Origin of the sequence: Brachybacterium tyrofermentans (assembly GCF_014897585.1) — a bacterium.
GTDB lineage: Bacteria > Actinomycetota > Actinomycetes > Actinomycetales > Dermabacteraceae > Brachybacterium > Brachybacterium tyrofermentans.
Genome location: NZ_JABUXW010000019.1, coordinates 41,825 through 67,727 on the forward strand (window position 1 = coordinate 41,825; position 25,903 = coordinate 67,727).

The 25,903-nt window shown below is 68.5% G+C and carries 36 protein-coding genes; all 36 read right to left on the bottom strand.

Features of this window, described 5'->3' with window-relative positions; all coding sequences use genetic code 11:
• Positions 1 to 115 precede the first annotated feature (115 nt).
• The 36 genes from INT49_RS14395 to INT49_RS14565 all read right to left on the bottom strand — a co-directional run bounded on the left by INT49_RS14395 (position 116) and on the right by INT49_RS14565 (position 25,903).
• Positions 116 to 3,478, bottom strand: a complete 3,363-nt coding sequence (locus tag INT49_RS14395; protein WP_193118438.1) for a hypothetical protein — start codon at positions 3,476 to 3,478, stop codon at positions 116 to 118.
• Positions 3,478 to 7,074 (bottom strand): phage tail tape measure protein, encoded by a 3,597-nt coding sequence (locus INT49_RS14400; protein ID WP_193118439.1) that lies wholly within the window; start codon positions 7,072 to 7,074, stop codon positions 3,478 to 3,480. Before INT49_RS14400 ends, INT49_RS14395 begins: the two co-directional genes overlap by 1 nt.
• Positions 7,075 to 7,269: 195 nt before the next feature.
• Entirely contained in the window at positions 7,270 to 7,779 is a 510-nt protein-coding gene (locus INT49_RS14405; protein WP_193118440.1) for a DUF7426 family protein, read from the bottom strand.
• Between the two features lie 121 nt (positions 7,780 to 7,900).
• Positions 7,901 to 8,392, bottom strand: coding sequence for a phage tail tube protein (locus tag INT49_RS14410; protein ID WP_193118441.1), 492 nt, complete (start codon positions 8,390 to 8,392; stop codon positions 7,901 to 7,903).
• A gap of 12 nt (positions 8,393 to 8,404) precedes the next feature.
• Complete coding sequence (locus INT49_RS14415) at positions 8,405 to 8,839, bottom strand: minor capsid protein (RefSeq protein WP_193118442.1); 435 nt, start codon at positions 8,837 to 8,839, stop codon at positions 8,405 to 8,407.
• On the bottom strand, positions 8,836 to 9,174 hold the full coding sequence (locus tag INT49_RS14420; RefSeq protein WP_226850594.1) for a minor capsid protein: 339 nt from the start codon (positions 9,172 to 9,174) through the stop codon (positions 8,836 to 8,838). Before INT49_RS14420 ends, INT49_RS14415 begins: the two co-directional genes overlap by 4 nt.
• Before the next feature lie 13 nt (positions 9,175 to 9,187).
• The gene (locus INT49_RS14425) at positions 9,188 to 9,514 is read right to left on the bottom strand and encodes a hypothetical protein (protein WP_193118443.1); all 327 of its coding nucleotides are present in this window, start codon (positions 9,512 to 9,514) and stop codon (positions 9,188 to 9,190) included.
• A complete protein-coding gene (locus INT49_RS14430; RefSeq protein WP_193118444.1) occupies positions 9,511 to 9,936 on the bottom strand; it encodes a hypothetical protein in 426 nt (141 codons plus the stop codon). The genes INT49_RS14425 and INT49_RS14430 overlap by 4 nt, the downstream gene beginning before the upstream one ends.
• A 149-nt stretch (positions 9,937 to 10,085) precedes the next feature.
• Complete coding sequence (locus INT49_RS14435) at positions 10,086 to 10,412, bottom strand: hypothetical protein (protein ID WP_193118445.1); 327 nt, start codon at positions 10,410 to 10,412, stop codon at positions 10,086 to 10,088.
• 87 nt (positions 10,413 to 10,499) lie between these two features.
• A complete protein-coding gene (locus INT49_RS14440; RefSeq protein ID WP_193118446.1) occupies positions 10,500 to 11,348 on the bottom strand; it encodes a N4-gp56 family major capsid protein in 849 nt (282 codons plus the stop codon).
• Positions 11,349 to 11,360: 12 nt separating this feature from the next.
• Positions 11,361 to 12,113: a hypothetical protein gene (locus INT49_RS14445; RefSeq protein WP_193118447.1), complete on the bottom strand. Its 753-nt coding sequence runs from the start codon at positions 12,111 to 12,113 to the stop codon at positions 11,361 to 11,363.
• Positions 12,114 to 12,169: 56 nt separating this feature from the next.
• On the bottom strand, positions 12,170 to 13,252 hold the full coding sequence (locus INT49_RS14450; protein ID WP_193118448.1) for a phage minor capsid protein: 1,083 nt from the start codon (positions 13,250 to 13,252) through the stop codon (positions 12,170 to 12,172).
• A gap of 6 nt (positions 13,253 to 13,258) precedes the next feature.
• Positions 13,259 to 14,830 (bottom strand): phage portal protein, encoded by a 1,572-nt coding sequence (locus tag INT49_RS14455; protein ID WP_193118449.1) that lies wholly within the window; start codon positions 14,828 to 14,830, stop codon positions 13,259 to 13,261.
• Positions 14,787 to 16,085 carry a PBSX family phage terminase large subunit gene (locus INT49_RS14460; protein ID WP_193118450.1) on the bottom strand — a complete coding sequence of 433 codons (1,299 nt, stop codon included), beginning with the start codon at positions 16,083 to 16,085 and terminating at the stop codon, positions 14,787 to 14,789. Before INT49_RS14460 ends, INT49_RS14455 begins: the two co-directional genes overlap by 44 nt.
• Positions 16,086 to 16,109: 24 nt before the next feature.
• The gene (locus INT49_RS14465) at positions 16,110 to 17,108 is read right to left on the bottom strand and encodes a GREB1-related protein (protein WP_193118451.1); all 999 of its coding nucleotides are present in this window, start codon (positions 17,106 to 17,108) and stop codon (positions 16,110 to 16,112) included.
• Positions 17,089 to 17,688, bottom strand: a complete 600-nt coding sequence (locus INT49_RS14470; protein WP_193118452.1) for a ParB N-terminal domain-containing protein — start codon at positions 17,686 to 17,688, stop codon at positions 17,089 to 17,091. The genes INT49_RS14465 and INT49_RS14470 overlap by 20 nt, the downstream gene beginning before the upstream one ends.
• Positions 17,685 to 18,182 carry a ParB/RepB/Spo0J family partition protein gene (locus tag INT49_RS14475; protein WP_193118453.1) on the bottom strand — a complete coding sequence of 166 codons (498 nt, stop codon included), beginning with the start codon at positions 18,180 to 18,182 and terminating at the stop codon, positions 17,685 to 17,687. The genes INT49_RS14470 and INT49_RS14475 overlap by 4 nt, the downstream gene beginning before the upstream one ends.
• Positions 18,179 to 18,562 carry a hypothetical protein gene (locus INT49_RS14480; protein WP_193118454.1) on the bottom strand — a complete coding sequence of 128 codons (384 nt, stop codon included), beginning with the start codon at positions 18,560 to 18,562 and terminating at the stop codon, positions 18,179 to 18,181. Before INT49_RS14480 ends, INT49_RS14475 begins: the two co-directional genes overlap by 4 nt.
• A 92-nt stretch (positions 18,563 to 18,654) precedes the next feature.
• Positions 18,655 to 18,786 (bottom strand): hypothetical protein, encoded by a 132-nt coding sequence (locus INT49_RS21410; RefSeq protein ID WP_264298769.1) that lies wholly within the window; start codon positions 18,784 to 18,786, stop codon positions 18,655 to 18,657.
• A 10-nt stretch (positions 18,787 to 18,796) separates the two neighbouring features.
• A complete protein-coding gene (locus tag INT49_RS14485) occupies positions 18,797 to 19,183 on the bottom strand; it encodes a hypothetical protein (RefSeq protein WP_193118455.1) in 387 nt (128 codons plus the stop codon).
• Positions 19,184 to 19,411: 228 nt separating this feature from the next.
• The gene (locus tag INT49_RS14490; RefSeq protein WP_193118456.1) at positions 19,412 to 19,663 is read right to left on the bottom strand and encodes a hypothetical protein; all 252 of its coding nucleotides are present in this window, start codon (positions 19,661 to 19,663) and stop codon (positions 19,412 to 19,414) included.
• Positions 19,660 to 19,815 carry a hypothetical protein gene (locus tag INT49_RS14495; protein ID WP_193118457.1) on the bottom strand — a complete coding sequence of 52 codons (156 nt, stop codon included), beginning with the start codon at positions 19,813 to 19,815 and terminating at the stop codon, positions 19,660 to 19,662. Before INT49_RS14495 ends, INT49_RS14490 begins: the two co-directional genes overlap by 4 nt.
• A 26-nt stretch (positions 19,816 to 19,841) precedes the next feature.
• A complete protein-coding gene (locus INT49_RS14500) occupies positions 19,842 to 20,183 on the bottom strand; it encodes a hypothetical protein (protein ID WP_193118458.1) in 342 nt (113 codons plus the stop codon).
• The gene (locus tag INT49_RS14505) at positions 20,180 to 20,335 is read right to left on the bottom strand and encodes a zinc finger domain-containing protein (RefSeq protein WP_193118459.1); all 156 of its coding nucleotides are present in this window, start codon (positions 20,333 to 20,335) and stop codon (positions 20,180 to 20,182) included. Before INT49_RS14505 ends, INT49_RS14500 begins: the two co-directional genes overlap by 4 nt.
• Complete coding sequence (locus tag INT49_RS14510) at positions 20,332 to 20,670, bottom strand: hypothetical protein (RefSeq protein WP_193118460.1); 339 nt, start codon at positions 20,668 to 20,670, stop codon at positions 20,332 to 20,334. Before INT49_RS14510 ends, INT49_RS14505 begins: the two co-directional genes overlap by 4 nt.
• Complete coding sequence (locus INT49_RS14515; protein ID WP_193118461.1) at positions 20,667 to 21,041, bottom strand: type 1 periplasmic-binding domain-containing protein; 375 nt, start codon at positions 21,039 to 21,041, stop codon at positions 20,667 to 20,669. The genes INT49_RS14510 and INT49_RS14515 overlap by 4 nt, the downstream gene beginning before the upstream one ends.
• Before the next feature lie 101 nt (positions 21,042 to 21,142).
• Positions 21,143 to 21,340, bottom strand: a complete 198-nt coding sequence (locus tag INT49_RS14520; protein WP_193118462.1) for a hypothetical protein — start codon at positions 21,338 to 21,340, stop codon at positions 21,143 to 21,145.
• A 159-nt stretch (positions 21,341 to 21,499) separates the two neighbouring features.
• Positions 21,500 to 21,934, bottom strand: a complete 435-nt coding sequence (locus INT49_RS14525) for a hypothetical protein (RefSeq protein WP_193118463.1) — start codon at positions 21,932 to 21,934, stop codon at positions 21,500 to 21,502.
• A gap of 82 nt (positions 21,935 to 22,016) precedes the next feature.
• Positions 22,017 to 22,178, bottom strand: coding sequence for a hypothetical protein (locus INT49_RS14530; RefSeq protein WP_193118464.1), 162 nt, complete (start codon positions 22,176 to 22,178; stop codon positions 22,017 to 22,019).
• Positions 22,175 to 22,402: a hypothetical protein gene (locus INT49_RS14535; RefSeq protein WP_193118465.1), complete on the bottom strand. Its 228-nt coding sequence runs from the start codon at positions 22,400 to 22,402 to the stop codon at positions 22,175 to 22,177. Before INT49_RS14535 ends, INT49_RS14530 begins: the two co-directional genes overlap by 4 nt.
• A gap of 62 nt (positions 22,403 to 22,464) precedes the next feature.
• Positions 22,465 to 22,764, bottom strand: a complete 300-nt coding sequence (locus INT49_RS14540; RefSeq protein ID WP_193118466.1) for a hypothetical protein — start codon at positions 22,762 to 22,764, stop codon at positions 22,465 to 22,467.
• 74 nt (positions 22,765 to 22,838) lie between these two features.
• Entirely contained in the window at positions 22,839 to 23,012 is a 174-nt protein-coding gene (locus INT49_RS14545; RefSeq protein WP_193118467.1) for a transcriptional regulator, read from the bottom strand.
• 532 nt (positions 23,013 to 23,544) lie between these two features.
• Positions 23,545 to 24,051 carry a hypothetical protein gene (locus INT49_RS14550; RefSeq protein ID WP_193118468.1) on the bottom strand — a complete coding sequence of 169 codons (507 nt, stop codon included), beginning with the start codon at positions 24,049 to 24,051 and terminating at the stop codon, positions 23,545 to 23,547.
• Positions 24,048 to 24,947 carry a helix-turn-helix domain-containing protein gene (locus tag INT49_RS14555; protein ID WP_193118469.1) on the bottom strand — a complete coding sequence of 300 codons (900 nt, stop codon included), beginning with the start codon at positions 24,945 to 24,947 and terminating at the stop codon, positions 24,048 to 24,050. The genes INT49_RS14550 and INT49_RS14555 overlap by 4 nt, the downstream gene beginning before the upstream one ends.
• The gene (locus INT49_RS14560) at positions 24,944 to 25,300 is read right to left on the bottom strand and encodes a hypothetical protein (RefSeq protein ID WP_226850596.1); all 357 of its coding nucleotides are present in this window, start codon (positions 25,298 to 25,300) and stop codon (positions 24,944 to 24,946) included. Before INT49_RS14560 ends, INT49_RS14555 begins: the two co-directional genes overlap by 4 nt.
• 99 nt (positions 25,301 to 25,399) lie before the next feature.
• On the bottom strand, positions 25,400 to 25,903 hold the full coding sequence (locus INT49_RS14565) for a single-stranded DNA-binding protein (protein ID WP_193118471.1): 504 nt from the start codon (positions 25,901 to 25,903) through the stop codon (positions 25,400 to 25,402).

The following is a 25,903-nucleotide window of genomic DNA, read 5'->3' on the forward strand; positions in this document are numbered from 1 at the left end:
ACCGATGCGGCGGCGGACCGGGACACGCTGCCGGAGCCGGTGAGGACTCCCCGCAGCGTGCCCAGGTTCGCGCCGGAGCGGTCCAGCAGGTCGTACGTGTGCCGTACTCGGAACATCACTCCCCCTGCCGCTGTTCAAGCTCCACGTCGGACACGCGGGCCGCGCCCTCGACGTAGTCCGCTTCCTGCACACCGATGTTGACCGTCTCCACGTTCCCGGTCTGCGCGAAGTCCACGGAGAGGACCCCGAACACCTTCCTGCCGGTGCAGTCGCGGAAACACACCAGCGACCGCTGCCGCAGCAGCGCCACCCAGTCAGCTCGGGAGCTGGTGGGCAGGTAGTAGTGCGGGAGGATCCGCCCGGTGAAGCTCGTCGTGTACTCCTGGCCGGGGCCGAAGAACGCCGTCGGCTTGCTCTGCCCAGCGAACCGGTGCAGCGCCTGATCGACGCCGTGCTCGTCCGTCGCCTCGTTTCCGCGTGCGAGGCACAGCTGGTCCATGCCCGCGCTGCCGTTGACGAACACCGGGTCTCGGTCATGCACCCACGACGCGGTGGCTGCAGGACCCTCCTGCTCCGTCGGGAGGACGGTGCGGGAGACGGCCCGGTATTCCACGTCCCCGATGTGGGGAGTGCGGTCCGTGATCGTGGAGCTGGTGCCGATGCCGGACGCGATGCGGAGCCACGACCCGTCGGGCTGTCGCCGCTCCACGTCGATAGCGTCCACGTCCGTGACACCGGGCGTGCTGCCGTCGAAGTAGTCGCCCGCCAGTACGGTCGCGGCGTCCTCCGTCGGTGCCGTGGTGACCGATACGTGATCGATCCACACCTGCGCGCCAGCGTCCAGCGCGCTCCGGTCCGTGTCCGAGTAGAGCCACAGATAGACCCTGGTCTCGCGAGTGCCCTCGGGGACCTCCGTCACCGTAGAAACGCGGGTGACCGCCTCGGGGTGCTCGGCGCGGTCCCAGTACGTCTGCGGCGCGCTGATGTACTCCCCGTCCGTGTCATAGAACTGTGTCTGGACCCGCACGTAGGTGATCCCGTCGTCCCACCCAATATCGGCGGCGAGGGCGAGCCACGAACCCGGCACCAGATAGAACCTCGGCGCACCGATGTACCCGGTGCCGCCGCCGTCGGCGGTGACGAGGCCCTGCAGCCCGTCCGGCCCGTCGGCCTCTGCCGTCACCGCCACGCTCTTCGCGCTCGTGAACGGGTTTCCGCGCCCCATGTCGGGGTGGTCAACATGGTTCGTGGCGTGGACCTCGGTCGGGAGGTAGCGGCCCAGCGCCGCCTTCACCTCATCCTCCGTGTCGGCCTCGACCAGCAGGACTCCTGCGACCGTGAACGACTCCTCCGGGTTGCTGGGCCGGAACACCGGCCACACGTAACCGTCGCCCTCCACGGCCTGCCCGTAGCAGGACACGACGCCGCCGCCGGGCGGGAGGGTCTTGTCGGACGAGGCGCGGGTGTCGCCGCTCGTGAACTGCAGCCGGAGGTTCGCTTTCACGCCCGGCGCGATGTCCATCGTTGCCGCCAGCCCGTACCACTTCCCCGGCACCGCGACGGGCCGGTTCGCGGACCCTGGCGACACGTACTTGCTGCCGCTGCCCGCGTAGTCCACCTGCAGCACCGTCTCGGTGATCCCGGCGAGCCAGGGGAACCGGGTCCCGCGAGGCTGGTCCGACAGGACGGCCCCGCCCGACCCGGACCACTCTGCGGTAGTCGGTTCAGGGTCCAGCAGGTTCCCCGGCACATCCGCGAGGATCATCTGCGACGTGGACTCCCCCGGCGCGCCCGTCCACTGGTACGACGCCCGCAGCTCCTGCGACTCTCCGAAGCCGATGTTGACCGCGCCCGAGGCCTGGTCCCAGACCGGGAACGCCTCGACTATCGCCGGGAGCGGGAAGTCCGTGGTGAACACCGACTGATCCGGCTCGGACCACAGCCCGTCACCGTTCCGCACCGACAGCTGCAGCACGTACTCGGTCTGGTTCGCCAGCCGCGTCTGCAGCTCCGCGCTGCTCGCCGTGGAACCCGCCTGGTTCTCCACCGCCGTGCCGGTGCCGTGCAGCGACAGGGTGGCGACCCACTCCGACTGCTGCAGCTGCGACTCCGGCCCGCCCGGCTCGTACGTCCAGTCCGCGAGCAGCCGCGAGGTTTCCAGCGGCTCCTGGTGCACCGGGGCCTGCAGCAGCACCAGGGGGCGCGTGGACAGCAGCGGCCCGTTCGTAGAGGACCACGGCGACCAGTCGGGGTGCGCGCCCTTCGTGCGAACCCGCCACTCAAGCCTGGCCCGCGCCCCGGCAGGATTCGGCGTCACCTCGAAGCTGTCCTGCGCCCCAGAGATGACGGTCGTGTTCCAGTCCCCGCCCTCGATCCTCCACCAGACCTCAGCACTGGTCTGGGCCGTGGTATCGACCGCCAGGTGCTCCCACTGCAGCGCGAGAGTGTCCCCGATTTCCCAGGTGCCGCTGTCCGACGGCCCCAGCCGTGCGGGTTGCTTCGGAGCCGCCTGCAGCTGCACCACGTTCGAGTGCGCCGAGTAGTTCGACGTGAGCGTGATCTGGGATCTGATCTGCGTGGCGACCTTGTACTGGTGCGTCACCGAGGGGTCAGCGTCCGTGTGAGTCCACGACTGCGCCGAGCCACCGATGGTGCCCACATCGACCCAGCCCGCGCCGTCCGGGTTGTCCGCGATGATGAACGTTCGCGTCCGGTTCGTGCCAGCGGCCTTGTCCGTCCAGCCGATCCTGACCGACTGCCCATCCTTGACCGCGTGCACGTTCGTGGGATACGAGGGCATCGTGCCCAGCGTGCCGCCAGAGACCCAGTCCGAGGTGCCGCCCGGCCCCTCAGCGCGGACCCGCCACTGGTGCTCGTCGTTGCTTGACAGCGACGTGTCCGTGTAGCTCGTCGCGGACCCGGACAGCAGCGCCCGGTGGTACCACTTGCCAGTGCTCCGCGCCCACCGCTGCACCCGCAGCTTGTCGTACCGGCCACGCGCCGAGGAACGCCTGTTCCACGACACCTTCACGGTGTCCGCCGACCGGTACGAAGTCGCGCCCCACGACGGAGCCTTCGGCGTCAGGTACAGCGGAGCCAGCGACCCGGTAATGGTGATCGAGCCACCATTGCCGAGCGCCGACGTGCCGGTGTCCGACAGCTTCCCGGTGATGCGGAACGACTTGCGCCCATCCGCATCGTGCGGGACGTTGAACTCCCAGTCCGCGAGGGTCCCCCAGGACCGAGGCCCGATGCGGAAGTTCACCTGGTCGCTGTGCGAGGCATCGCCAGACACTGCGACCGAGGCACCGTCACCCTGGTTGTACGTCGGGCTGTTCCTGCCGCCGTTGTACGCATAGATGCGGACCTTGACCCGCGTGTAGTTCCCCGACAGAGACTGCCGGACAACGTTCACCCGCACCCGCATCTTCGACCCGTACGAGCCGATGCTGGTGTCCTTCGACCATGAGGTTGCCATTACAGGACTCCCATCCTTGCCTTCGTGCGGGTGCGAGACGCGCTGCCGGACAGCCCCGCCTCGACCCCCTCTCGGGAACCGGACCGGACCTGTTCAGCGACGATCTGCGCGAACCGCTCCATTTCGTCATCGGTCATGCCAGCGCCGAGAGCGCGAGCCGTGTTCTCCGTCGTGCGGACCTGCTCGCCACCGTTGAACCGGACCATCTCGGGACCGGCCTCACCGACCATGTGCCAGCCGGGAGACGCGGACGTGGTGCCCTTCTCGTACCCGCTCACGTTGCCGTCGAGCGCGTCGAGGATCCCGCCGCGCTTATACGCGACGTGCACGTGGTTGTAGTGCATCCGCTTCGTCGCACCGGTGTTCGCGTACTGCCGCCCGCTGCGGTGCATGTTCGCGGCACCGAGCGGCGAGTACAGCAGCTCCGTCGGGTGTGATCCCTGCAGGACCGCCCGAGCGAACGCCATCATTTCCGAGGTCGGACCCGAGCTGTTCGAGAAGTCTCGAGCACGGTTCAGGCCGTGCATCGACGGGACGCCGGACGCGGTGCGAGCGCCGGGCCGGTAGCCCGAGGTCATCGTCAGCCCGTACTGCCGTGCCAGGTTCGCGGCCCACGTGAGCGAGCCGCCAGTGCCGACGTTGCCCGCAGCCGGAGCTGCCGGTGCCGTCTTGCCAGACATCCACTCACCGATTGCCGAGCCTGCGTTCTTGCCCGCCTGCACGGTCATCTCACGGACCATGCCGGAGCCGGGGATCAGGTCGGTCGCCTTGCCTGCCAGCTTCGAGATGATCCCGGCAGGATCCGCGACCGCCTCCGCGATGGTCGAGGCCTTGTCTTTCGCCCAGCCCCAGGCATCGCCTGCGGCACCCTTGATGCTGCCCCAGATGCCGCCACCGGCGAACTCCTGGTGCCCGGCACCGAGGAACGACTGCACGCCGGAGACGCCGCCGCCACGCGCTGCAGCGTTGATGCCATGCACCCAGTCAGATCCGAGAGCTCGGCCCGCCTCCGGTCGAAGGATCGGCTCACCACCGGACAGCGACAGCCGCCCACCGGTGGGAGACACGAACTCGTGCACGTCCCGGCCCGGTGTGTAGCCGGGCATGATGCCACCGGTGGCGAAGCCGACCGATGCTGCGGGCAGACGCCACTTGCTTTTCAGGTTCAGCTTGTCCGCGACGCCGTTGAACGTGGATCGCAGCGTGTCGTTGTACACGTCCTCGACCACGAACCGGACCGGTGCGCGAGCTGCGTCCTTCACCGCGTCCCACGCGGTCTGGATCCCGGCCTTCATCGTGTCGAACGCATCGCTGATCCGCTCCGTGACGCGGGACAGCTTCGGCTCGATGGTCTTCTCGAACCAGTCCGCGACCGGCTGGATCACGTTCTTACGGATGAACGACCAGACCTTGTCCAGACCGCGCTTGAACGACTCGAACTTGTCACCGATGAACCCGATCACCTTGCGGAACGTCGGCCACGCGGTGTTCTGGAACCAGTCAACGACGGGCTGGATCACGGAGTTACGGACGAACTTCCAGACGGCCTGCAGCAGCAGCTTCCAGCCCTCGAAGCTCTGCCCGATCCACCCGATGACCTTGTCGATCAGCGGCCACACCGTGCCCTTGAACCAGGACACGACGGGCTGGATCACGCGGTCACGGACGAAGGACCAGGCCGCGCCGATCCCGTCCCGCATCTTGACGAACGCGGCACCGATCCAATCGATCACCGAGGACAGCAGCGGCCAGGCCGTGTTCTTGAACCAGTCCACGACTGCGCCGATAGCCGACTTGATGCCGTCCCAGACCGGCTGCATGACGTTGTGCCAGAGCCACATCGCAGCCGGGGCCAGCACGTTCTCGAAGTTCCAGACGATGAGGTCGATGTACAGCTGGATCGCGGTCACGACAATGGCGACCGCGAGCTTGATGCCCTCCCAGGCGGGCTGGAACACCGACTGCCAGAGCCACATCACGGCCCCGGCGACCGCGTCCCAGGCGGTCTGCAGAGCAGGCCACGCAGTCCCGGTCACCCAGTCCACGGTCGCGCTGATCGCGGTCTGTATCCCGTCCCAGGCGGGCTTGATCCCGTTCTCGTACAGCCACACCGCGCCCGCGCTGATCGCGTCCCAGGCGGCGAGCATTCCCGGCCACAGGGTGCCCTCGACCCAGCCCCAGACAGCTGCTGCTGCCGACTTGATCGCGCCCCAGACCTTCTCCCAGATCGCCTGCCCGGCCTCGGTCTTGGTGAAGAACAGAACGAGGCCCGCGACGACCGCTGCGATCCCCGCGACGATCCACGTAATCGGGCTCGCCAGCAGAGCGCTGTTCCACGCCCACTGCGCTGCAGTCGACACAGCCGTCGCCGCCTTCGTGACCGCCTGCCACGCGGCGTATGCCTTCATGCCGAGGTTGACCGCGCCGATCACGGCAGCGAACCCGCCCAGAGCGAGCACTGCAGGCTTGACATACTTCACGAGGTTGTCAAGGCCACCGGACGCATCCCGCAGCCAGTCCACAGCATCGGTGAGCATGTCCACCAGCTCGATCTGCACCGAGCGTCCGAACGTTTCCAGAGCGTCCGAGAGCGTGTCGTTCGCCGTCTCCGACATGCCAGCCATTGCGCCGTCAACGTCTTCCAGACCGGCACCGGCACCGCCGAGCGCTTCCAGAAACTCCGGCAGATTTTCCTTGCCCAAGTTCCGCAGATCCTGGCCGAACAGCTTGCCCGCCATAGCGGCCTGCTCTGCCGGGTCCTCCACGGACAGCAGCGCCTCGGTGATCGTCTGCGTCGCCTCCTGCGCGCCCTCGCCACCTTCGAGCATCTGGTTCGCCAGATCCTGCCCTGACAGACCGAGATCCGTCAGCGTGTCCTGCGCGCCGGAGTTGTTAAGGTCCGTCACGCGGTCGCCCATGCGGCGCACGGACCGGCCCGCAGCGTCGATCCCCTTCTCGCCGTTCTTCGACGCAGCCGCGAGAATCCCCATCGTCTGCTCGCCGTTCAGGCCCATCTCCGCGAAGCGGGGACCGAACTTCTTCGTGGCGTCCAGGACGGGGTTGACCATGTCCGGGCCAGCCTCGGTGGCGGCGCGAGCCATGACGTCGAACCCGGCGTTGGCGTCCTCGACCATGCCCTCACGGAGCAGCGTCCCGACCGTCTTCGTGGCGTCCGAGACGGAGACGCCCATCGTGTCCGAAAAGTGATAGGCGTACGTGGACATCTGCTCAAGATCCTCTTGCGAGGCGTCCCGCATCCCGTCGATGTTGCCGATCACCGACGCGATAATGTCGTTGGTGTCCTCCATCGACTTGCCGATGTTCCCGGCGTACAGATCGCCTGCGGCCTTGCCCGCCTTCTCGGCTTCCTTCGAGGTGAGGTTCAGCTGCGCCGCGACCTTTTTGTTCGCGGCCTGCATGTCCACTGCGCCCTTGAACCCGACCGCGAGCGCAGCTGCAGCTGTCGCACCTGCAGCTGCGCCCGCGACCTTCCAGTCCTTGCCCTTGAGAGCGCCGAGCGCTTCGCCCACACCCTGCTGGAACTTGGACGGGTCCAGGTTCAGGTAGCCGGTCAGCTCGCCAATGTCAAGCGCCACGCTGTTACCCCTTTCGGTTCTCCGGGTAGATAGCGCGGTGCAGCCGCGTCCCGGTGTCTGTCAGTAGTTGCAGGATGCGGACGGACAGCCACCGCCAGTTGCGATGCCAGAGGATGCCGGACGACAGATCGAGGCCGTACACGCTGTGCATGTCGGCCTCGATCAGTACCCAGTGCTTGAGCAGCTGGTGCCAGCTCAGCCCGCCGCCTTGCGCCCGCCGCCGCTCGTCTTCGCTCGGGTACTCGTACCATTCCCAGAGCCCGGTCGCTTCGTCGTACTCGCCCCGCCCGTACGGGTCGTCTTTGCCCGTCGCTGCTCCCGGTTGCGGGCCTGTGCTTTTCCCCCCGCAGCCCAGTAGTCCATCGCCGTGTCCTCGTCGTACACGGTCCAGAGCATCGCCGCCGTCGCCGCGAGCTTGAGCCTGATGTACGAAACGCCGTCGTCCAGCAGCTCCTGGTACTGCTCTCCGAGGACGTCGGGGTACAGGTCCATCTCTTCCGCGTCGGAGACGATCTGATCGTCAGCGCTGGGATCGTCAGCGCCTCGCGATGCGCGCTCTGCAGCAGAGATGAGCCGCTGCACGCGGAGACCAGTCATCGCGTCGAGCGGCTGGATCTCGTAGATCTTGCCCCGGTAGGGCAGCTGCAGCGTCTCGTCCTCTGCAGCGAAGTCGTCGTAGTCCTGCATGTCGTTCTTGTCGGTCATGGCGCGGGCCATTCCTTCCAGTCAGTGTGTGAGTGCGTGAGACAGCTACGGCGGGGACGCTGTACGCCCCCGCCGCAGCTGCAGCCGCTACCGGATCAGTAGCTGGACCGGTAGCGGTCCGTCATTCCCCCGGCGCTGCCTCCACCGGGTTGTCGATGCGCTCGCGGGCACCGTTGCCGGTCAGCGTGAGCGTCGCGGTCGACAGAGCAGTGGTGCTGCCGCCGTCATCCGCGAACCCGGCCATTGCTCGGCCCTGGTACGCCTCGTCGCCGCCGTTGCGGTTGTACCAGCGAACGTGGACGGTGCCGTCGATCCCGAACTGGTCCGAGGCGGCACGCACGATCTCCTGGCCGGGGTCGTACTCAAGCTCGCCCGCAGCGCCGGACTGCTTTCGAGCGACCTTGACCGAGAGGGACCACGACTGCCCGGTGCGGGTCTGCGAGGTCCAGCCGTCGCTGTCGTAGTCGGAGTCGTCCTCGAGGTTGTCGTCCTTGCCGGGGGTGAACTCCTGCACGCCCCGGATGGGGAGCCACGAGTCGGCGGTCGGGTCGTCCGCGCCGGGCAGAACCTCGACCTTGAACTTGCGTGCGAGGGTGCTGATCATGTCGTTCATCCGTTGTTCTCCTTAGAACGGTCGGTACTGCGTGGGGTGGTGGATCTGCAGTCGGTAGTTGTCCGTGCGCTCCCAGCGCCGGTTCTCGTCCATCCCGAGGCCTGCCCAGGACAGCCGGTGCGCCTCGATGACGGGCACACCGGCGAGAGTGAAGTGCTCCCGGCCCTGCAGCAGCCCGAACAGGGTGGCCGCGAGGTCGTTCGCATCGTCGGGGTGAGGTCCGGCCCGGAACCGCGCCTGCAGCAGCACGGCACTGTCCGCGAGCGCCGGGTCGTCCTCGGTGCCGTACACGGTCAGGGCGACCGCCACGTCGTAGCTCTGCGGGAGCAGGCCGACGGTGATGGGGACCTCGCCCGGCTGGTAGATGCCGTCGGGACGCCAGGCCCCGACGCCAGCTGCCTGCAGCAGCTCAGCGACACCGGCCACGACTGCGCGAGAGGGGTTCACAGTGCCCCCCTGATCCCGTCCGCGATGATCTGCCGGACCTGCTCTTTCTGCTCCTGCAGCGTCAGCTCTAGCCACTTCGCTCGACGACCCTCGTCATGCCGGGCCGTCAGATTCTCGTGCACCGGCACCGCGTAGGGGGTGTCGTAGGTGACTGCAGCCTGGGTGCCCTCGTCGTTGACGGAGGCGCGCCCGGAGCGCTGCAGCGTCCCTTCCTCGTGCGGGATGCTGCGGTTGGCCTGTTCGAGCACGTACTCGGCAGCGATAGCCAGCGCTCGGCCCGACGCCTCGCTGACGGCCTTGCCGGGGTCGGCCCCGGCGTTGAACTCGACTTCCATAGGGGTCCTCCTGTCAGGTCAGCGCGACCTCCGTGTGCGAGGGCAGATCGAGCGGGCGACCATCGCGGCGCGCCCTGCTGATCACGAGCGCGTCACGGTCTTCGAGGTGGACGATCGAGCCAGGCTTGAACGTCTCCCCGTCCTGCAGAGACACGAACACGGTGGCCTCCGAGGTGGTCTCGGTGCCGTTCTCGTCGCGGACCAGCTTCCGGGTCTCGTCGAGGTAGCAGGGCAGTGAGTCGCTGGTGTCGGCGTACACGTCGCCATAGGCCCCGACGCCCACCCAGCTGTCGACCGTGACGGTGTGCATGAACAGCTCGTCGAGATCTTCGCCGCTCATCCCGTCACCTCGATCCGCGTATTCGGCAGAGCGCCCCGCAGAATCGTGGTCGCGAGGTCGCACAGCTCGGTGAGCGCTGCGACCAGATCCATCTCGGACCGCTCGGACACCTCGTATCCCAGCGATGCTGAGCCGATGCTCTTGGACGTCACCCGCGCCTGGCGAGTGAGCCCTGCGACGCCGAGGTCGGGGTCGATCCCGAGACGATGCCAGAGCGCCGCCTGGGCGCACGTAGCGTCGCGGAATGCCTGCCGCACCGTCGGGTCGAGCGGATAGCAGTCCTCGTCGACGCTGTAGAGCGCCGAGATGAGTGCATCGTCGACGCGATGCGAGGCAGCTCGCAGCAGACGCTCCGGGGACTCGATGGGCTTCTCCCACTGGTCCCACTCGTTCAGGTCCTCCGCTGTCGCGTAGACGCGCACGAGGCACCTCCTGTCGTGAGTGTGTGCGGGCTGGGGGGGGTGACGAGGCGCGCTGCAGCCCATGACAGCCGGGGAAGGGATCACCCGACCGGTCTGCAGCTCACGAGGCCCGCAACTCGTGTTCACGCCCCGCCACCCAGATCAGGGGGTCAGGCCTCGGGCTCGAGCGCCGTCACGCGGGCGACCAGGGCGTCCCAGTCCTCCTGCGAGGGCGCTCCGTCCTTGCCTGCGGGGCCGGTCGCGCCCTTGGCACCGTCCTTGCCCGCAGAGCCGGTCGCGCCCTTAGCGCCGTCCGCGCCAGCCGGACCCTCGGGACCCTCGGGACCCTCGGGACCCTCCGGGCCGGGCGTCAGCTCGACGCCGTCCACGTTGGTCCGTGCCTCGACGATCGCCGCCCGGATCTTGTTGTGATCCGCGACGTGCGTCTCTGCACCCTCGACCGCCTCAGCGGGAAGGGGTGCCTTCCAGTCAGCCATGCTTGGCCGTCCTTTCCTGTCGTGCTGTCAGAGGTGGAGCGCAGCCCCTACCAGGCGGGCGTCAGTAGCTCGCCTGGTAGAGGTCTGTCATTCCCCCGACGCATCTCCGAGGGTGCCGACCAGCACGCCCTTGTCGGACAGACGCTTCACCGCGTAGTGCATCGTGGTCACGACGTCGGTGGAGCGGGCGAGCGCGTGACGCTCGGTCTCGACCAGCGGGCGACGCTTGTACAGCAGCCCCAGCGCCTGGTTCTTGACGACCAGGAACTTGCCAGCCTCGACCCGGTTCGTGGTGAACACCGGCACGCCGCCGATGATGCCGATCTGACCGCGCCGGACCACGGACTCCGCGCCGAGCTTCGCAGCGTTGACGAACTGGTCATCACGGAACGCCTGCGCCTGCTGCGCGGCGTTGATGTACACGCCCGCGAAGTCCTCGGGCTCCCACTCGTCACCGAAGGTGGCGATGCCGTCGACCATCGCGTCCCAGCCGAACGCCTCGGACGTGGTGGTCGCGGACAGAGGCGAGCCGTTGCCGCCCCCGGTGGCCTGGGCTGCGGTGATCAGATCCGCGTCGACCTTGCGAGCCGCGAGCAGCGCGAACTGCCGACGCGCCTCAGCCTCGGGATCACCGAGACCGACGAGACGGGAGCGGTCCGAGATGGACACGCCCTTACCGGCCTCCTTGATCTTCGCGGTGCTGTCCTTCGTGGTCAGCTTCTCCGGCGTGATCGCCGCGCCCTCGGTGAGATCGTCCAGCTCGCTGAGCGCGCCCCACTTCGGGAAGTGGATCGTGTCGCCGGGCTGGCCTTCGAGGGTGCTGTCCTCCTTCACAGCCGGGGAGCCCGCGACGCGAACCTTGCCCTCGAACTCGGCCTGGGCCATGTCCCCGTAGACCTCGGGGACGATCATGTCTGCGCTGGTGGTCTGTGCCATGTTGGCTTCTCCTTACTTGCTCGCCGCGAGGCGGCGGTACGTATCCGGGTCCGATGCGTACAGCTCATTTCGCTGCTGCATCGTCATGTCTCGGAACTTCTCCTGCGTGATCGCGCCGTCACCGTCACCTCCGGTGAAGTCAGCGCTGCTGCGTGCCGCCGCCTGGGTGGACGCAAGATAGGGATTCGTCTTGACCTCATCCTCGATTGCCGCCGCCAGGGCGTCGCTGTCGGTGGGGTCAAGGCCCTTAACTCGCTCATGGAACGAGTTGGTATTGAGAAGGCGGGCCGGGTCGGCGTTCTTGCCGGGCGCTGCGCGGAACACGGCCAGCTCGACGCGAGCGGCGCGGGCGTCGGCCTCGGCCTGCTCGCGGGCTGCTGCAGCTGCCTGCACCGGGTCCTCGTTCGAGCCCTCGTCCGGCTCGATGCCTGCAGCCTTGAGGATCGCCTGGACGCGCTCGTCGGCCTCGGTCTTCGCGGCGTCGCGCTCGGAGCGGTAGCGGCCCGAGTCGTCCCGGCCACGGCGCAGCTCGCGCTGTGCCCAGTCGGGCAGCTCTTCGACGGTCTGCGCCTCGGTCACGCCAGAATCGCTCTGTGCGCGCTCGTGAACCTCTCGGGGCGTAGGAGTGCTGCCCTGCTCTCCCGATCGATCCTGGCCGCTGTTCTGTGCTTCCTGGCCGTCGTTCTGCTGCTGGCTGCTCTGCTGCTGCGCCTCAGCGCTCTGCTGCTGCTGGCCGTCCGTGCTCTGCGGGTCGTCGTTCGGCATTGCTGGTTCCCTCCTGGGGTTGTCATCCCCCCGACGCCTGGCCGGGGGTCCTGCCCTCACCGAGCGGTGAGGTTGGTCCTGTATCCGAGGTTCTTGCGATCGTTCGCGTCGCGCCACGCCTTGAACTCGGTCTGTCGCTGTCGCAGCCGCTGCCGCGTCTTGGTCGTCTGCGGGGCATCGGTGCCCAGCATCTGCTCGTCGAACAGCGCCGCCCGCTTCTGGCGGCGGATGCTGCGCTCGAAGCTGCGCTGCTGCTGCCGGGTCTTGTGCCCGTCCGGGTCACGAGTCGTCGTGTCCGCGCTGGTCCTGCCCGGCAGGTAGATCCCCACGGTGTGCGTGCAGTTCGGGTGCTGCAGCCCAGCACTGCGGGCCTCCCCCACAGTGCCCGCCACCTCCACGCCGTCCGCGAGCTGCCCCGATGTGTCGCCACTGATCGAGAGCACTTCGCCCTCCCAGGGGCCGCACAGATCGCACGACTCCGGCGATGACGAGACGATGACGAGATCCTGGCCGAGCGCCTGCAGCTGGTCGGTGTGACCCTCGATCGCAGCTCGCCCCGCTGTGGTGCGGGTCGCCATTTCGGCGTAGCTGCCCGCTTCCCACCGTCGCCCGCTGCTGTCCACGAATGGCTTCACCCCGTCGAGGGCGTAGCGGCGCACTGCAGCTCGTGCTGCCTCGCGTCTCGTCTGCGCACCAGTGAGCACCTGAGCGGTCGTCTCAGCAGTGACCTGCTGGTACACGTCCGACACTGTGCGGATCAGCCTGGGCCGCAGCCCTGACAGTGCCCGCACCGTGTCCTCAGCGAGCAGATCGACAGCCCGCGAGCCGCGAGCACCACCGATCGCGTCGATGCCCGCAGCTCGCAGCGCAGCCACTGCCTCGCTCTCGCCTGCCTGGTACGCCTCTGCGATGCTGCGGGTGATCAGCTCCGGCGCGGCCTCGTCGAGCCGTGCCAGGTGCGTGTCGACCACGCGCAGCACCGCCGAGAGATCCCCAGCCTTGCGATTCGCCCAGTCCGGGGAGTCGAGCCCCTTCCCGAGCGCCTTCACGATCCGTTCCAGGGTGACGTCCTCAGCGGTCTGGTAGAACGACCGCACCTGTCGAGCGACGCGCCGCGAGTAGTCGGGGCTGATCGTCACGGCGCATCACCCCTCCGAGTCGTCGTCTCCGCTGCTGCCGTAGTCGCCGCTGAGCCCGAACCCGCCGCGCCCGAGATCGTCCGGGTCCGGGGCCGGTTCTCCGAACTCGAGCCGGATCGCTGTCACCTCGTCGTCGACGTCCTGCTCGGACCAGTCCGGGTGCATCATCTGCACGCGGATCTTGGTCGACGCTGCCTGCGCCTGGAACAGTGCCTGCGCCGTCGAAGCGAGCACTTCCTGCGAGTCCTGCACGGAGTCTCCGAAGTCGACCGTGACCGTCTCGTCGAGCTTCCCGCCGCCACGGAACACGGCCTGATCGATCGCCAGTGCCTTACCCGCGAGCTGCGCGAGAGCGGGACGCCATGCCCGGATCTTGCGCTTGCGAGTGGTGAACGATCGAGCCTCGCGTGCCCGCACCTCCGTAGCCGTGAGCGCTGCCCCGTCGCTGTCGGCCCCGAACGTCTGCGCCGAGTAGCCCGCGCTCTGCAGCACCTGCTGCAGCAGAGCCTCAGCAGTCTGCTGGTGCTCGGCCACGCGGATCTTGAACTGGATCTGGGTGATCGGGAGCCCCTCAGCGCCAGCTGCAGACGAGGGGGGAGTGTTGACCGCCTCGTAGACCTCGCGGTCGAGATCGAGGGTCGCGCCCTTGCCGGGTCCGTGATCGTTCAGCGCCGACTGTGCAGCGACGATCCGGGCCTTGCCCAGACGAATGTCGCGCATCCAGCTCGACCAGGTTTCGTCGAGCGCGTCCAGCAGTGGCTCGATCCCGTCGAGATCGGAGCGTCCGAGGTTCGCGCCCAGCGGGTGATCTCGCCAGGCTCGGTTCGGGGACTGGTTCGGGACGTACACGACGTCGAGGCCGGGCGTGAGCGTCGAGACGATCCCGTCAGCGTCCACGACAGCCGCGAAGCCGCGAGTCGCTGAGTGCTGGTCCAGCGGGAGACGCCGCCCGAGATGCGCTGCGGTGCCCTTGTACAGCCCATGCTCGATGATGCCGATGCCGTCGCGCTGCTCGTGTCGTTCGAGGTGCCGCCACACGGAGCCGTCGGCATCTTCGACGATGCGCCAGAAGGTGACGGCTGCGAGCCTGCCCCACCGGAACTCTGGCAGCGCCCGATCGGCGTCCACGCGGGTGAGGAACGGGTGCGAGGCGAGATCCTGGTCCCATGCCACGCGCATGAACGTACCGCCGAGCGCTGCACCGACCTCAGCTGCCGAGGCGAGCTGGTCGTGAGCGTCTGCCCCGATGATCAGGTCGAGCCGGGCCTGGGTCTTGTCGTCCGCGACGGTGAGAGTCGGGGGAGTGGCGAACAGCAGATCCGCGCTCGCCTGGCAGATATCTGCAGCGATGGGGAGGTGCAGTTTCTTCGACGGGGTATCGCCGCCGCTGGCACCCCAAAAGAATCGACGCACCGCGCCGACGAGGCCGGACTGCTCGAACGCGGGCCGGGTCTGCTGCGCGTAGATCTGCGCGAGTCGGTCGGTGCGGTTCGCGTACCACGCATCCCAGCCGCGCATCGCGGGGAGGATCACGTCAAGCTGCGTGGGAGGCCAGGTCATCGTCGCCGGGAGAGGCATCGTCGTGGTCCTTTCGGTTGCGCCAGTCGTCCACCCAGGGACGCCAGATCGTTTCGGTCGTCGCGATGACGTAGCGCATGGCGTCGAGGCTGTGGTCTGCGGTCTTGAGGGGCTTGTCCTCGCCCTTCTCGGTGGCTTTCGGGTCCCAGGCATAGCTGGGGGCCTCGTCGATCACGCCAGTGCAGCGGTCGCTGATCTGCAGCGCGCCGAGAGCGAGCAGGGATGCTGTGGTGCGGATGCCGTACCCGACCGCGTTGTCTGCGTCGGTGACGCGCTGCTCGCCGTCCTCGTGCAGCTGCACCTTGAGGGACGCTGCAGCGGGGTCGATGAACAGCCACTCGGGCTGCAGGTCGCTCGGGTAGGGCAGGTGCGGTTCGTCGAGCCATTCCCGTAGCTCGGTCGACAGCTGCGCGTCGGTGAGGCGGCGCTGCGAGGTCGCTGGGTCGTGCCGCCATTCGTCGACGAGCACGAGCGTGCCGTCATCGGTGAGACCGAGCAGCACGGCGCTGGATGGGTTCGTGGTGCCGTAGTCGAGGCCGACGCCCAGCAGCCGCCGCATGGGTGGCAGCTCGTCCCAGGGGATGACGTGGACGTCGGGGTCCCAGGCGTCATAGATCGCGCCCTCAGCGGACACCCATTCCCCGAGGATGAACCGGCGATACCACAGCCCGGTGAACTCTCGTCGCTTGCTGGCGATGTACTCGGGGTCCAGCGAGGGGTTGTCGGCCATGGTGAAGTGGAACGTGCGCCAGTCGGGGAGCTCCCGCAGCCGGGAGAGGTAGCGGCGTCGCATCCAGTGCGACTGCGAATCTGGGTTCGTGGTCCAGAACATCTTCGCGCCGGTCACGGAGAGACGACCCAGCAGCTGCACGAACGTGCCCTCGGGCATGAGCGTCGCCTCGTCGACGTACGCGCCCGCCAGCGTGAGCCCTCGGATCACGGCCTCGGAGCGCTTGTCCGAGAATCCGACGAGCTGCACCTCGCGGCCCATGATCCAGGCGACGTTGCTGCCGCGTGTGTGCCGGACGATGCTGGGGTGCAGGTTGATCAGAGGATCGAGGACGTTCCGCTGGATCGTGGTGAGGGTCCAGCCGAGGATCGCGAGGTGCCCCTCCGGCGCTGCGGTCGCGTACTCGGCCCAGCGGATCAGGGAGGCGATGGTCTTCCCGGACCGGATGGATCCTTCCCAGCCGTTGACCGCCCCGGTCGATTCGAGGATCGAGGTCCGCTGCGCGGGAGACAGACCGACTGGCATCCGTCCCCCTGTCGTTGTGTGCCGTCAGGACGCGGCGCGGAGCTTCGCTGCGGCCTCCCGGACCTTGATGCGGTTGTTGTGCTTCTCAAGGGCGTGGAAGTCGATGTGCGCGGCCTGCAGCGAGTCAGCTGCGCGCTGGATCAGCTCGGGATCCTTGACGCGGACCGGGTTGCGGATCGCGCCCGAGGTCATCGTGTGGAAGACACGCGGGCCACCCATGCCGTTGCTCTTCGACTTGCGGACACCGACCTTCGCGCCCTGCGGGAGCAGTCGCTGCAGCTGCTGCGAGCGCGTGTGGTCGTACTTCGCACGCATGCCGGTGTTGCTCTTGCCCTCTTTCGCGTACGTGATGCGCGGGAGGACAGCAGCGGTCGCGCCGTCGGCCCGGTCGCCGTACTGGAAGCTGTGCGTAATGTCGTCCTCGTACGGTCCCCACCACGGTTCGCGGCCCTCCCCCACCTGCTCGATGAACACCGAGTATGGGAAGCCGGGGCGTGCGAGACGCGGCGCGGTCTTGTCCACCACGGACATGAGCTGCGGGCCAGCGGTGCGGGCGTTGGTGCCGAGGATGACGGCTGCGGAGAGGTCAGCGAACCAGCCGAGACCGCCGTAGTCCTTCACGACTGCAGCAGAGGACCGGGAGGACAGGGAGAGCGCGAGGCGGATCACGTTGTCGTCGAGCTGCAGAACGCCCCAGTAGCCGCGCCGCTCGGCCTCGAGGCACGCGGCCTCGCGCCCGGTGAACGCGCCCAGGAACGCGCCCTCGTTGACCGGCTCGGGACGCATCCAGTGGTCGCGTGCGTAGTCCACGGCCCACTCGCGGGAGTAGGGCACCAGCTCGTGCTCGTCCCGCTCGTAGGTTGCGGCCTCGTGGTCCGAGACCATCCAGCAGATATCTCCGAGGCCAGCGGCCTGCAGCTGGGGCAGGAACCGGCGCGTGGGGCGATCCTTGAGTGCCGGCCTGCCACCGGTGATCACGGCGACCATGATCCCGGCGCGCTGTTCAGCGCTTGTCGCGTACATCGGCCACCCCGTCCATGTCCATGATCGTGACCATGCCGTCAGCCTTCGCTGCAGCTGTCTCGAACGCGACCGTGACCTGGTGTGCGGAGGTGAGGTAGCCCAGCTCGGCGTCGGGGAGGTCGAGGCCGATGCCGTTGTTCGCCTTCGTGCCGTCGTCCTGCGCCGTGTCGAAGTCGGACATGACGGCGTCCCAGTCTGCGAGGCCGAGCACGTCCGAGAAGTCGTCCGCGAGGGAGTCGAGCTGGTTGGTGAGCGCCTGGAAGTCCCACGAGGAGTAGTCACTGGTGCGGTTGTCCGCGATGCGGTACGCCTGCACCTGCTCCGGTGTGAGGCCGTCAGCGATGACGACGGGGACCTGCCGCAGCTTGAGCTGCTGCGCGGCCTGCAGGCGCGTGTGCCCCGCGATGAGGACACCGTCAGCGTCCACGACGAGGGGCTGCTGCCAGCCGAACTCGGTCAGGGAGCGGGCGACCATCTCGACGGCCTGCTCGGAGATGATGCGGGGATTGTCCGGCGCGGGGCGCACGTCTGCGATGGGGTACTGCTGCACGTTGCCGAGGGCGGGGACCTTGTCGGTCATGGCTGCTCGTCTCCGTTCAGGTCGTGGCCGCAGGCGGGGCAGAGGCGCGGCTCGGGTGCTGCTGCAGGCTCGGGCGGCTCGGGGATGACGGGGTCTGCCAGCAGCTGGTCGAGGTCGTCTCCGTCGTAGCCGGTGCCGAGCAGATCCGGGAGCTGCTGCAGCATGAGCGCGAGCGCGTCCGTGTCCTGGGTGGCGAGGTCGCTGGTGCGGTTGTCCGCGAGGGCGAGGCGGGCTGCAGCCTCGTCGGTCAGGTCGAGGATGATCGCGGGGATCGTCTCGTGGCCGAGCTGCTGCGCGGCCTGGGCGCGGTGGTTGCCCGCGATGACTTCGAGGGGCCTGCCGGTGAGGGTGCCCTCGTTGACGATGATCGGCTGGTAGACGCCGTTGACGCGCATGGATTCCGCGACTGCGCCGATATCGCCCTCGCGTGGGTTGCCGGGGAGCAGTGCGAGGGACGCGACGGGGACCTGCTGCACGGTGAGGTCGTGGCTCACGAGGGGTCCCTCCCGATCAGCTGCGCGAGCATCGACGCGGCCTCTGCGGTGCCTGCGCCCTGCTGCGGGGTGTAGAGGCCGAGCAGCTTCGCCTGCTGCTCGTTGACCTTGAGGACGACCTCGGCAGAGCGGGTGTCTCCGATCTTCGCCATGTGCTTGCGGACGATGAGCTGTCCGCGCTGCATGATCATGTCTCGGGCGAGGCGTAGGTTCTCGTCCTTGTGCTGCTCTGCCTGCACGGTGATGATCTGGCCGACGCGGGCTTTCGAGAGGGACACCTCGGGGTGGTGCGCTATCTCTGCGTAGGACATGCCGGAGGCGGCGAGCTGGTAGATGCGCTGGTCTCGTGCCTCGCGGGCGATGCTGCGGCGGGTTGCCATAGGTCTCGGGGTCCTGTTCTACGAGAACACCCCCCGGACCGCCAGGGTCTCGGGGGGTGCGTGCAGCTCCGGGCTGCTCTCGTGTGCGGTGATCAGTCGGTGGCTGCGGCGAGCACGACGCTGGCGCGCTCGATGTACGGGGCGCGGAGGCCTCGTGACGCGGCGTTCCAGGCGTCGATGAGCTTCTGCCCGGTGAGGTGCCTCGCGTAGCCGTACAGGGCCATGCCGCCTCGTTCAGAGGGGGACGGGGCTGCTGCCGGTCGCTTCGGAGAGCTGGTCTGCAGGGTCTCCGGCTGCTGCGAACGCTGCGTAGTTTCGTCCTCGGACGGTGACTCCACCGTCTCGGAACGCGGGCCGGGTCGCTTCGTCATGCTCGTTGATCCCTTCCTGGTCGGGGTGCTTCGGGTCGGACACGATGAGCACGAACCGCTCACCGCAGCTGGCGATGGTGATCGTCTCGCGCTTGTCGAGGTCCCAGTCGCAGTCGGCCCCGGCTTTGTGCAGCTCGTTCTGCAGGTGAGCGGTGCCGTCCTGGGCGGGTGGATCGAAGGTGCAGGCACCGAGGGTGAGGATCGTGGCGGCTGCGGCGGCGGTGGAGAGGATCGTGCGGCGGATGCTCATGGCGGTGTGTCCTATCTGAGGGGGTGGTCCGCCGACGGGGAGAGGAGACAAGAACCCGTCGGCGGACCGGGCTGGGTCGGGAACTTGATACCGCCAGGATCTGCTCGACCGACTTTCAACCAGCAGACCACAATCTAGCGGTGATGATGCGTCTACGCAACATAGCAGGCTTGCCGTGTTGCTGTACTGCATCGTCTAGGCGCATTGCGTCCAGCGCCCTGCAGTCGTCTACGGGTGGTGGTGGTCCCGGTAGTTGCGGGTCTCCTGCGCCATGAGTCGGAGTCCCTGCCGGATCGGCTCGGGGGTTCCTGGCAGTGCAGCGTCGTCCTCGTGGCGGTCCGCGAGGCCGGTGAGGGCTTCTCGTGCTGCAGCGGTGAGTGCCTGGGCCTCGTGTTCGGAGGGCTGCAGTGGGCCGACGGTGGCGGTGGTGTCGTCCCAGCGGATGATCTCTTCGACCAGCGCCTCGGTCTCGTCGTTCATGTCTGCTCCTTCGGGTCGGTGTAGCGGGCGGTGATCAGGTGCCGAGCTGCAGCCACGGCGACGGGGCCGAGAGTGCGGGTCATGGCGACCAGTACGGGAGCAGCAGCGCCGGTCAGAGCGCGAGCTGCAGCAGCAGCGTCGTGGGCCTTCATGCGGACGGTGTAGCGAGGGCGAACGGTCACTGCTCCCCCGTCTCGGTCAGCTCCCAGATCGCCTCGCGGCGTCCGGTCGGCGGGTCGGTGTATCCAGCGTGGGCGATGTGGCCCTTGCGTTGCAGCTCGCGGACTGCGGAGCGGACGCGGGACTCGGACAGCCTCGGCAGTGCGTCCTGCTGCTGCTCGTCCTCGTGGTGCCGGGACACCTGCTGGTAGGTGGCGACGGCTCCGGCCTGCGTGAAGTAGTCCCCCAGGTACTGGTGGGCGAGCTGCAGCACGGCGGTCTGGGAGCGGTTGGTGTCCACGGTGGCTGCTGCCTCGTGGCTGGTGATCGGGTCGGCGTGGCGGGCGTGTGCGGTGCTCACGAGTCCTCCTGGTGTGCGGTGCGGATGCGGGCGCGGTGTGGGTCGCGGGCGGGACCTGCACGGGTGGTGCAGCGCTCCCCTGCGTTGGCGTGGCAGGCGGGGCACTGGACGGTGCGGGCCGTGGCGCGGATCTGCGGCGTGGTGTCGGTCATGCGGGGATCAGCTCTGCGCGGGTGAGGAACTGGGCCAGCTCCTGGCAGGTGTCGGCGCAGTCGTCGCAGCTGTCGTACTCGCCCGGCTCGTGGACGCCGAGTAGGCACGTCCAGCCCTCGGCGTTGAGAGTCCGTGCGAGGTCGTCCACCGCGACGGCTTCGATGTGCTCCTGCAGTGCCTCGTCGGGGGTGCCAGCAGTGCCGGCGCTGCCCTCGATGTGCTCCCACAGCTCGACGCCGCAGCCGCAGGTGAAGGTGACCTCGGCGGGCGTGGGCCGGTCCCCGTGCGTGCCGTCGTAAGCGTGGCGGATCAGGTAGTGGTCTCTGGTGGTCATGCTGCAGCGCTCCTGGGTAGCTCGTAGGCGAGGATGTCGGCGGCGACCTCGCGGCGGCAGGTGGGCCTGGCGGCGCGGCTGATCGCGTAGATCGAGGCGGTGGAGTGGCCGAGGCGTTCCGCGACGAGACGGATCGGGATGCCTCGTGCGGCGAGCTGCTGCAGCCGGGCGCGGGCGGGGCCGACGGGGACGAAGGTGGGGAGTCCTGCTGCGCGGCGCTGCTGCAGCTGCCGGAGATAGCCGAGGTACGCCTGGCGGCAGGCGTCGCAGCCGCAGTGGTGGACCTGGTAGCCGTGCTGGGTGCCGTGTGGGCGGGTGAAGCTGCTGCAGTCGCAGTCGTGAGCCTCGGTGCGGGTTCGGGGCGCGGCCATGATCAGCGCTCCTTTCGGTGGGTGGGCGATGGGGTGTTGGCGAGGGCGCGGAGCAGGTCCTCGAGCCATGGGCGGGGGTGGGCGCGGCGCATGGGGTCCTCTCAGGGTTCGATGGTGTTGTGCAGGCGGATGACGGTCGCGGAGTGCTGCTGTCCGTCGGTGGAGTCCTTCGTGTGGGTGGCACCTCGGGAGCCGGTGACGCGGGCGGCGGTAACCGCGTCGTGGGCCTGCTCGGTGCAGTAGGGGCAGTCGATGTGGGTCTGTTCGGTGATGCCGAAGCGGTTGGTGAGGGCGTGCATGGCGGTTCCCTTCTCGGGTGGCGGGGAGGGGCTGCGGTGCCCCTCCCCTGGGTGGCTGGGTCAGTAGTGGAGGTCCACGGCGACGATCTGCTCGCGTCCGTCGAGGCCGAGGGTGATGTGCTGCAGGTTGCGCATGATGCGGGGTCCTCTCAGGGCGGATCAGTAGGTGGGGAGGTCGGCGGGGGCCTTGACGATGCGGGTGCCGTCGAGTCGGAGGGCGGCGCGCATGGCGTGGAAGTCGGTGCCGTGTGCGCGCTTGACGAACACGAGGCCGTACTGGTCGGAGCGGGCGGGGGTCCAGGTGACCCACTGGCCTCGGTCGCTCTTGTAGTAGTAGGCGAAGGTGGCGGTGTGGCAGGCGCCGACGGTGAGGGGGGAGTCGAACTCGGTGCAGATATCGCGGGTGGCGTTGGCTGCGTCCTGCATTGCGGCCCAGATCCGGTCGGCCTCGTCGTAGTCGCCTCGGTAGAGCGAGGCATCGGTGCGCTCGGTGCGCAGCTGCTCCTGCAGGGCGTGGAGGGTGAGGAACGCTTCGGCGGGGTCCTGCTGCAGTGCGGTGCCGATCTGGGCGGTGGTGGCGGTGTTGCTGGTCATGGCGGTGACTCCTCGTTGCTGTTGCTGTACTGCAGTACACACTACAGCGTGCATTGCAGCGCTGCAACATCGCGGGCATGGATCAGTCGTCCTGCTGCTGCAGCGCCCGGTCCAGGTAGGCGATCCTCTGCCGGGCGAACTCATGCCCGAGCAGGGTGTCCTCGGCGGCGCGGTCCGGCCCCTGCAGCCGCTGCACGTACTCGGCGCGGGCGTCCTGCAGGTACTCGCGCTCGGAGGGCGTCATGCGCGGGCCTGCCGGGCGCGGGGGGCCTTGCGGACCTTCACGACCCAGTAGTCGTCGAGCCCGGTCGGGAAGCGGTTCGCGTTGTGCAGGGCGTTCTGCTCGCGGGCGACGCGCTGCATGGTGCGCAGCGCCTCGGGGGCGGCGTCGGCGCGCTGCTCGACGTTGACGACGATCACGCAGCCGGACTGGCGGATGCTCTGGACGTGGACGCGGTACTCGGGCACGGCGGGGTCCTCTCTGGGTCGGGGGCGGGCCGGGGCGTGGGTGCCCCGGCCCGGTGGGTGGATCAGTCGGTGATGCTGCGGCCACCGCGAGCGGTGAACGCATCGACCATTTCCTGCGTGGGGGTGACGAGGTGACCGGCGCGGCCCTGGATGACCGTGGCGCAGCCAAACTCGCGGGCGTCGGAGTAGACCTCGATGCGGATGTCGACCGGGTTGGCGGGGATCGTCAGCGACAGGTACTGCACGCCGGGAATGTCGGACTGGACCAGGCGGGCGTCCTCCCAGCGGCCCTTGCTGATCCCGACGACTGCCTTCGCGTCGGAGGCGGTGAACGTGCGGTGCGTGGCGGTGTTCTCGGTCATGGCGGTTCTCCTTAGTGCGGTGTGTTGCTGTACTGGGTTAAACCCTACAGCGTGCATTGCTGCGCTGCAACACCTCAGCCACGAAGAAACATCGGATCGCCCAGGACCTGCAACACCTCGTCGAGATCAACCTCGTACCTGCGCCCGGACCCGTGGTTCACCAGCAGCCCATCACGGACCGCCTTCCGCACCGTCCACGGCGACTTGCCGCACGCGACCGCAGCCGCCTCCGCATCGACCAGCTTCACGACGCCGCCCTCACTTCCCCGATGGTGGACAGCTCGCCGCAGCTGCTGCACTGCAGAGCACCCATCACCGGCTGCAGCGGACCACCAGCACAGCGCGGGCACGGCACCTGCACCGAGAGCCTGCCCCTCGGCCTGTCGGTCATCTTCACGGCTGCAGGGACGAGCTCTGCGAGGTGACCCAGCAGCACCGGACCGACCGAAGACGCGAGAACGGCCTCAGAACGGCCCAGAATCATCCCGGCTGCATCATCTACCGAGGACGGGGTTCCATCGAGGCCCAGGCCCCGCCACGCGACGCACAGCACGTCTTCCAGTCCCCGCCGCGCCTCCATCGCGTCAGGATTGATCGGCAGGCCCGGCTGCGACGAGCCACCGCCCCCGGTGTCCTCCCCGTACCGGCCCCGCTTCCCCACCGCCGAGGCGAGGTCACCGGCCAGCCCGTTGCAGCGCTGCAGCAACGCCTGCAGCTCCTGCCAGTGCAGCTTGCACAGCGACCCGTTGAGCGTCGGAGCGCCACAGAATCCACAGTGCGTCATGCCGACCGCCCCCGCTCCACCATCCGCAGAGCGGCCTGCAGCGGGCGCGGCTGCGCCGGACCCAGCGCCCGCCGATTCACCTGCAGCTGATCATCCGCACGGATCTGCGCGTCCGGGATCGAGAGACCCAGACCGACGGCCCGGAGCGCCGCCTGCATCCACTCCGCGTGCCGCGTCGTCCCGTCCTCGTTCTCGAGGCCCTGCGGCGGCGTCAGCTGCGACATATCGACCTGGGCCACGTTCCGGCGACGGACGGTCTCTGCCGCCTCGTAGATGTGCCCCGGCTGCAGGCGCATCATCTGCGGGGACCGGTACAGCTCCACCAGGCCGCGAGCTGCCAGCTCGTAGTCGAGGTCCCCGAGGATCAGGTGCCAGGCCGCGAGGCGGGCGTCCTTCACCCAGCACTTCCCCGCCTCGTCCCACCAGGGGTCCGAGACTTCCTCGATCCGGTCGTCGTAGGCGCGGGCCATAGCGATGAGGTCCGCGATTTCGTGCTGTTTCATGCTGTCCTCCGTTCGATCAGGTGCGGCCCCTGCTGGGTGCCGCTTTCTTCCAGTGCTCGGTACTTCTGCGCGGCGGTGTGGCTGCGCTGCATGGCGCGGTGGGTGTCTCCTGCCACCGGGCGGCTGTTCGTCCGTCCACGGCCCGGCAGCGGCCCGTTCTCCCACCGGTCCTGGTTCAGCCACGTGGCTGCTGCGGGGATGAACCGCGCCTCGGTGTCCGGGTCCGGGAGGTTCGGGTCAGCTGCGAACGCCTCGACGGCCTGCTGCAGCTCTGCTGCGGTGACGCGGGCCGGGAGCTTGCTGGTCCCCTCGGTGGCCTTGAGCCATGCGGTGTGCGCGGTCCGCTTCGTGTCTCCCGGCTTCGGCCATGCCGCCCAGAACCTCTCGAAGCTGTCCGGGTAGACGAAGCCACGAGGCCGCTTCGGGGTGTCCTCCGGTGCCAGCAGCTGCTGCTGCTCGCCGCCCCCCTTGGGGGGCTTAGGGGGGTTGGATGGTTCTGGATGGTTCATGGATGGTTTGGGTGACAGGGGTGTCACCCCGTCAGTACCCGCTGTGTCACCCCGTCGCGTCATGGGTGTCACCCCGCTCTCGGTGACGGGGCGACAGATTGTCACCCCGACCGGGAGGTCATAGACGACGGGCCGACGGTCAGCCGGGAGGTGGGTCACGAGCCTCTGGTCGCCCTTGCGGAGCAGGCCCAGAGCTTCGAGGTCGCGGAGCTTTCGCTGCACGGTCCTCCCGGAGCAGACCGCGTACTCGGCCAGCGTGGCAACGGACGGCCACGCGGCAGACCCGTCACGGCTTGCATGGTTCGCCAGGCCGAGCAGGATCACGCGGGCCGTGGAGTCCGGCACCGTGTCCACGTTCAATGCCCAGCTGGTTGCTTCGATGCTCACGCCGGGCGCTCCCCGGTGATCAGCGAGGCGAGGTCCGCGAGGGTCATCATCACGACCTGCTCTCCGGGATCGCGGGTCGCTCTGCGCTTCGCCACGACGAGGCCGACCCCGGCGTCATCGTTGCCCCGCTCGACCTCAGCCTCGGCCAGCCACGGCCCGACCTTGAACTGCCCGCCGTACTCCTTGCACTCGATCACGAGGCGCTGGCCCAGGTGCTTCACGGCGGCAATGTCCCCGCGATCCTTCGCGCCGTTCTTGGACCTGCGCTCGATCCGGTCGTCTTCCAGCTGCTCCGCGAGGTACGCGGCGACCAGGCTCTCGAACCAGGTGCCAGCGCCCTTCGCTGTCTTCATGCTGCGGCCCATGTCGGACCTCCCTTCGTTGCTGTTGCGTGCCCCGGTGCGAGTCCGGGCCGTGAGCAGTCCTGCGCCTGCATCACCGGGGCGGGTGGATCAGAACGGCGGGTCGTCGTACCCGCCGCCGCTGCCGCCACCAGCCCACGGATCGTTGGCGGGGGCGTTGCCGGCCTGGGGGGTGCTCTGGGCACTCCCGGACCAGCCGCCGTTTCCGCCGCCGTTCTGGCCGTTCCTGCGGTCCACCTTGTTCGGCTGCGCGGTCGCGTACTTGACCGAGGGGCCGATCTCGTCCACCTGCAGCTCGATGCTGGTCCGGGCGTTGCCCTCCCGGTCCTGGTAGCTGCGCTGCACCAGACGGCCCTGGGCGATCACGCGGGAACCCTTCTGCAGCGACTCCGCGACGTTCTCGGCGGCGTCGCGCCAGATCGTGGAGCGGAGGAACATCGCCTCGTCGTCCTTCCACTCGTTGGCCTGCCGGTCGAAGCTGCGGGGAGTGGAAGCGATCGTGAAGTTCGCGACCGCGATGCCGGACTGGGTGAACCGCAGCTCGGGATCGGCGGTCAGGTTGCCAATCACGGTGATGATCGTGTCGTTTGCCAT

Coding starts and splice junctions, on each gene's coding strand:
- INT49_RS14395 (WP_193118438.1), bottom strand. CDS start 3,478: ATGGCAACCTCATGGTCGAAGGACACCAGCATCGGCTCGTACGGGTCG.
- INT49_RS14405 (WP_193118440.1), bottom strand. CDS start 7,779: ATGACCGACAAGAACGACATGCAGGACTACGACGACTTCGCTGCAGAG.
- INT49_RS14410 (WP_193118441.1), bottom strand. CDS start 8,392: ATGAACGACATGATCAGCACCCTCGCACGCAAGTTCAAGGTCGAGGTT.
- INT49_RS14420 (WP_226850594.1), bottom strand. CDS start 9,174: ATGGAAGTCGAGTTCAACGCCGGGGCCGACCCCGGCAAGGCCGTCAGC.
- INT49_RS14425 (WP_193118443.1), bottom strand. CDS start 9,514: ATGAGCGGCGAAGATCTCGACGAGCTGTTCATGCACACCGTCACGGTC.
- INT49_RS14435 (WP_193118445.1), bottom strand. CDS start 10,412: ATGGCTGACTGGAAGGCACCCCTTCCCGCTGAGGCGGTCGAGGGTGCA.
- INT49_RS14440 (WP_193118446.1), bottom strand. CDS start 11,348: ATGGCACAGACCACCAGCGCAGACATGATCGTCCCCGAGGTCTACGGG.
- INT49_RS14445 (WP_193118447.1), bottom strand. CDS start 12,113: ATGCCGAACGACGACCCGCAGAGCACGGACGGCCAGCAGCAGCAGAGC.
- INT49_RS14455 (WP_193118449.1), bottom strand. CDS start 14,830: ATGCCTCTCCCGGCGACGATGACCTGGCCTCCCACGCAGCTTGACGTG.
- INT49_RS14460 (WP_193118450.1), bottom strand. CDS start 16,085: ATGCCAGTCGGTCTGTCTCCCGCGCAGCGGACCTCGATCCTCGAATCG.
- INT49_RS14465 (WP_193118451.1), bottom strand. CDS start 17,108: ATGTACGCGACAAGCGCTGAACAGCGCGCCGGGATCATGGTCGCCGTG.
- INT49_RS14470 (WP_193118452.1), bottom strand. CDS start 17,688: ATGACCGACAAGGTCCCCGCCCTCGGCAACGTGCAGCAGTACCCCATC.
- INT49_RS14480 (WP_193118454.1), bottom strand. CDS start 18,562: ATGGCAACCCGCCGCAGCATCGCCCGCGAGGCACGAGACCAGCGCATC.
- INT49_RS21410 (WP_264298769.1), bottom strand. CDS start 18,786: ATGGCCCTGTACGGCTACGCGAGGCACCTCACCGGGCAGAAGCTCATC.
- INT49_RS14485 (WP_193118455.1), bottom strand. CDS start 19,183: ATGAGCATCCGCCGCACGATCCTCTCCACCGCCGCCGCAGCCGCCACG.
- INT49_RS14490 (WP_193118456.1), bottom strand. CDS start 19,663: ATGAACGACGAGACCGAGGCGCTGGTCGAAGAGATCATCCGCTGGGAC.
- INT49_RS14495 (WP_193118457.1), bottom strand. CDS start 19,815: ATGAAGGCCCACGACGCTGCTGCTGCAGCTCGCGCTCTGACCGGCGCT.
- INT49_RS14505 (WP_193118459.1), bottom strand. CDS start 20,335: ATGACCGACACCACGCCGCAGATCCGCGCCACGGCCCGCACCGTCCAG.
- INT49_RS14510 (WP_193118460.1), bottom strand. CDS start 20,670: ATGACCACCAGAGACCACTACCTGATCCGCCACGCTTACGACGGCACG.
- INT49_RS14515 (WP_193118461.1), bottom strand. CDS start 21,041: ATGGCCGCGCCCCGAACCCGCACCGAGGCTCACGACTGCGACTGCAGC.
- INT49_RS14520 (WP_193118462.1), bottom strand. CDS start 21,340: ATGCACGCCCTCACCAACCGCTTCGGCATCACCGAACAGACCCACATC.
- INT49_RS14525 (WP_193118463.1), bottom strand. CDS start 21,934: ATGACCAGCAACACCGCCACCACCGCCCAGATCGGCACCGCACTGCAG.
- INT49_RS14530 (WP_193118464.1), bottom strand. CDS start 22,178: ATGACGCCCTCCGAGCGCGAGTACCTGCAGGACGCCCGCGCCGAGTAC.
- INT49_RS14540 (WP_193118466.1), bottom strand. CDS start 22,764: ATGACCGAGAACACCGCCACGCACCGCACGTTCACCGCCTCCGACGCG.
- INT49_RS14550 (WP_193118468.1), bottom strand. CDS start 24,051: ATGAAACAGCACGAAATCGCGGACCTCATCGCTATGGCCCGCGCCTAC.
- INT49_RS14560 (WP_226850596.1), bottom strand. CDS start 25,300: ATGAAGACAGCGAAGGGCGCTGGCACCTGGTTCGAGAGCCTGGTCGCC.
- INT49_RS14565 (WP_193118471.1), bottom strand. CDS start 25,903: ATGGCAAACGACACGATCATCACCGTGATTGGCAACCTGACCGCCGAT.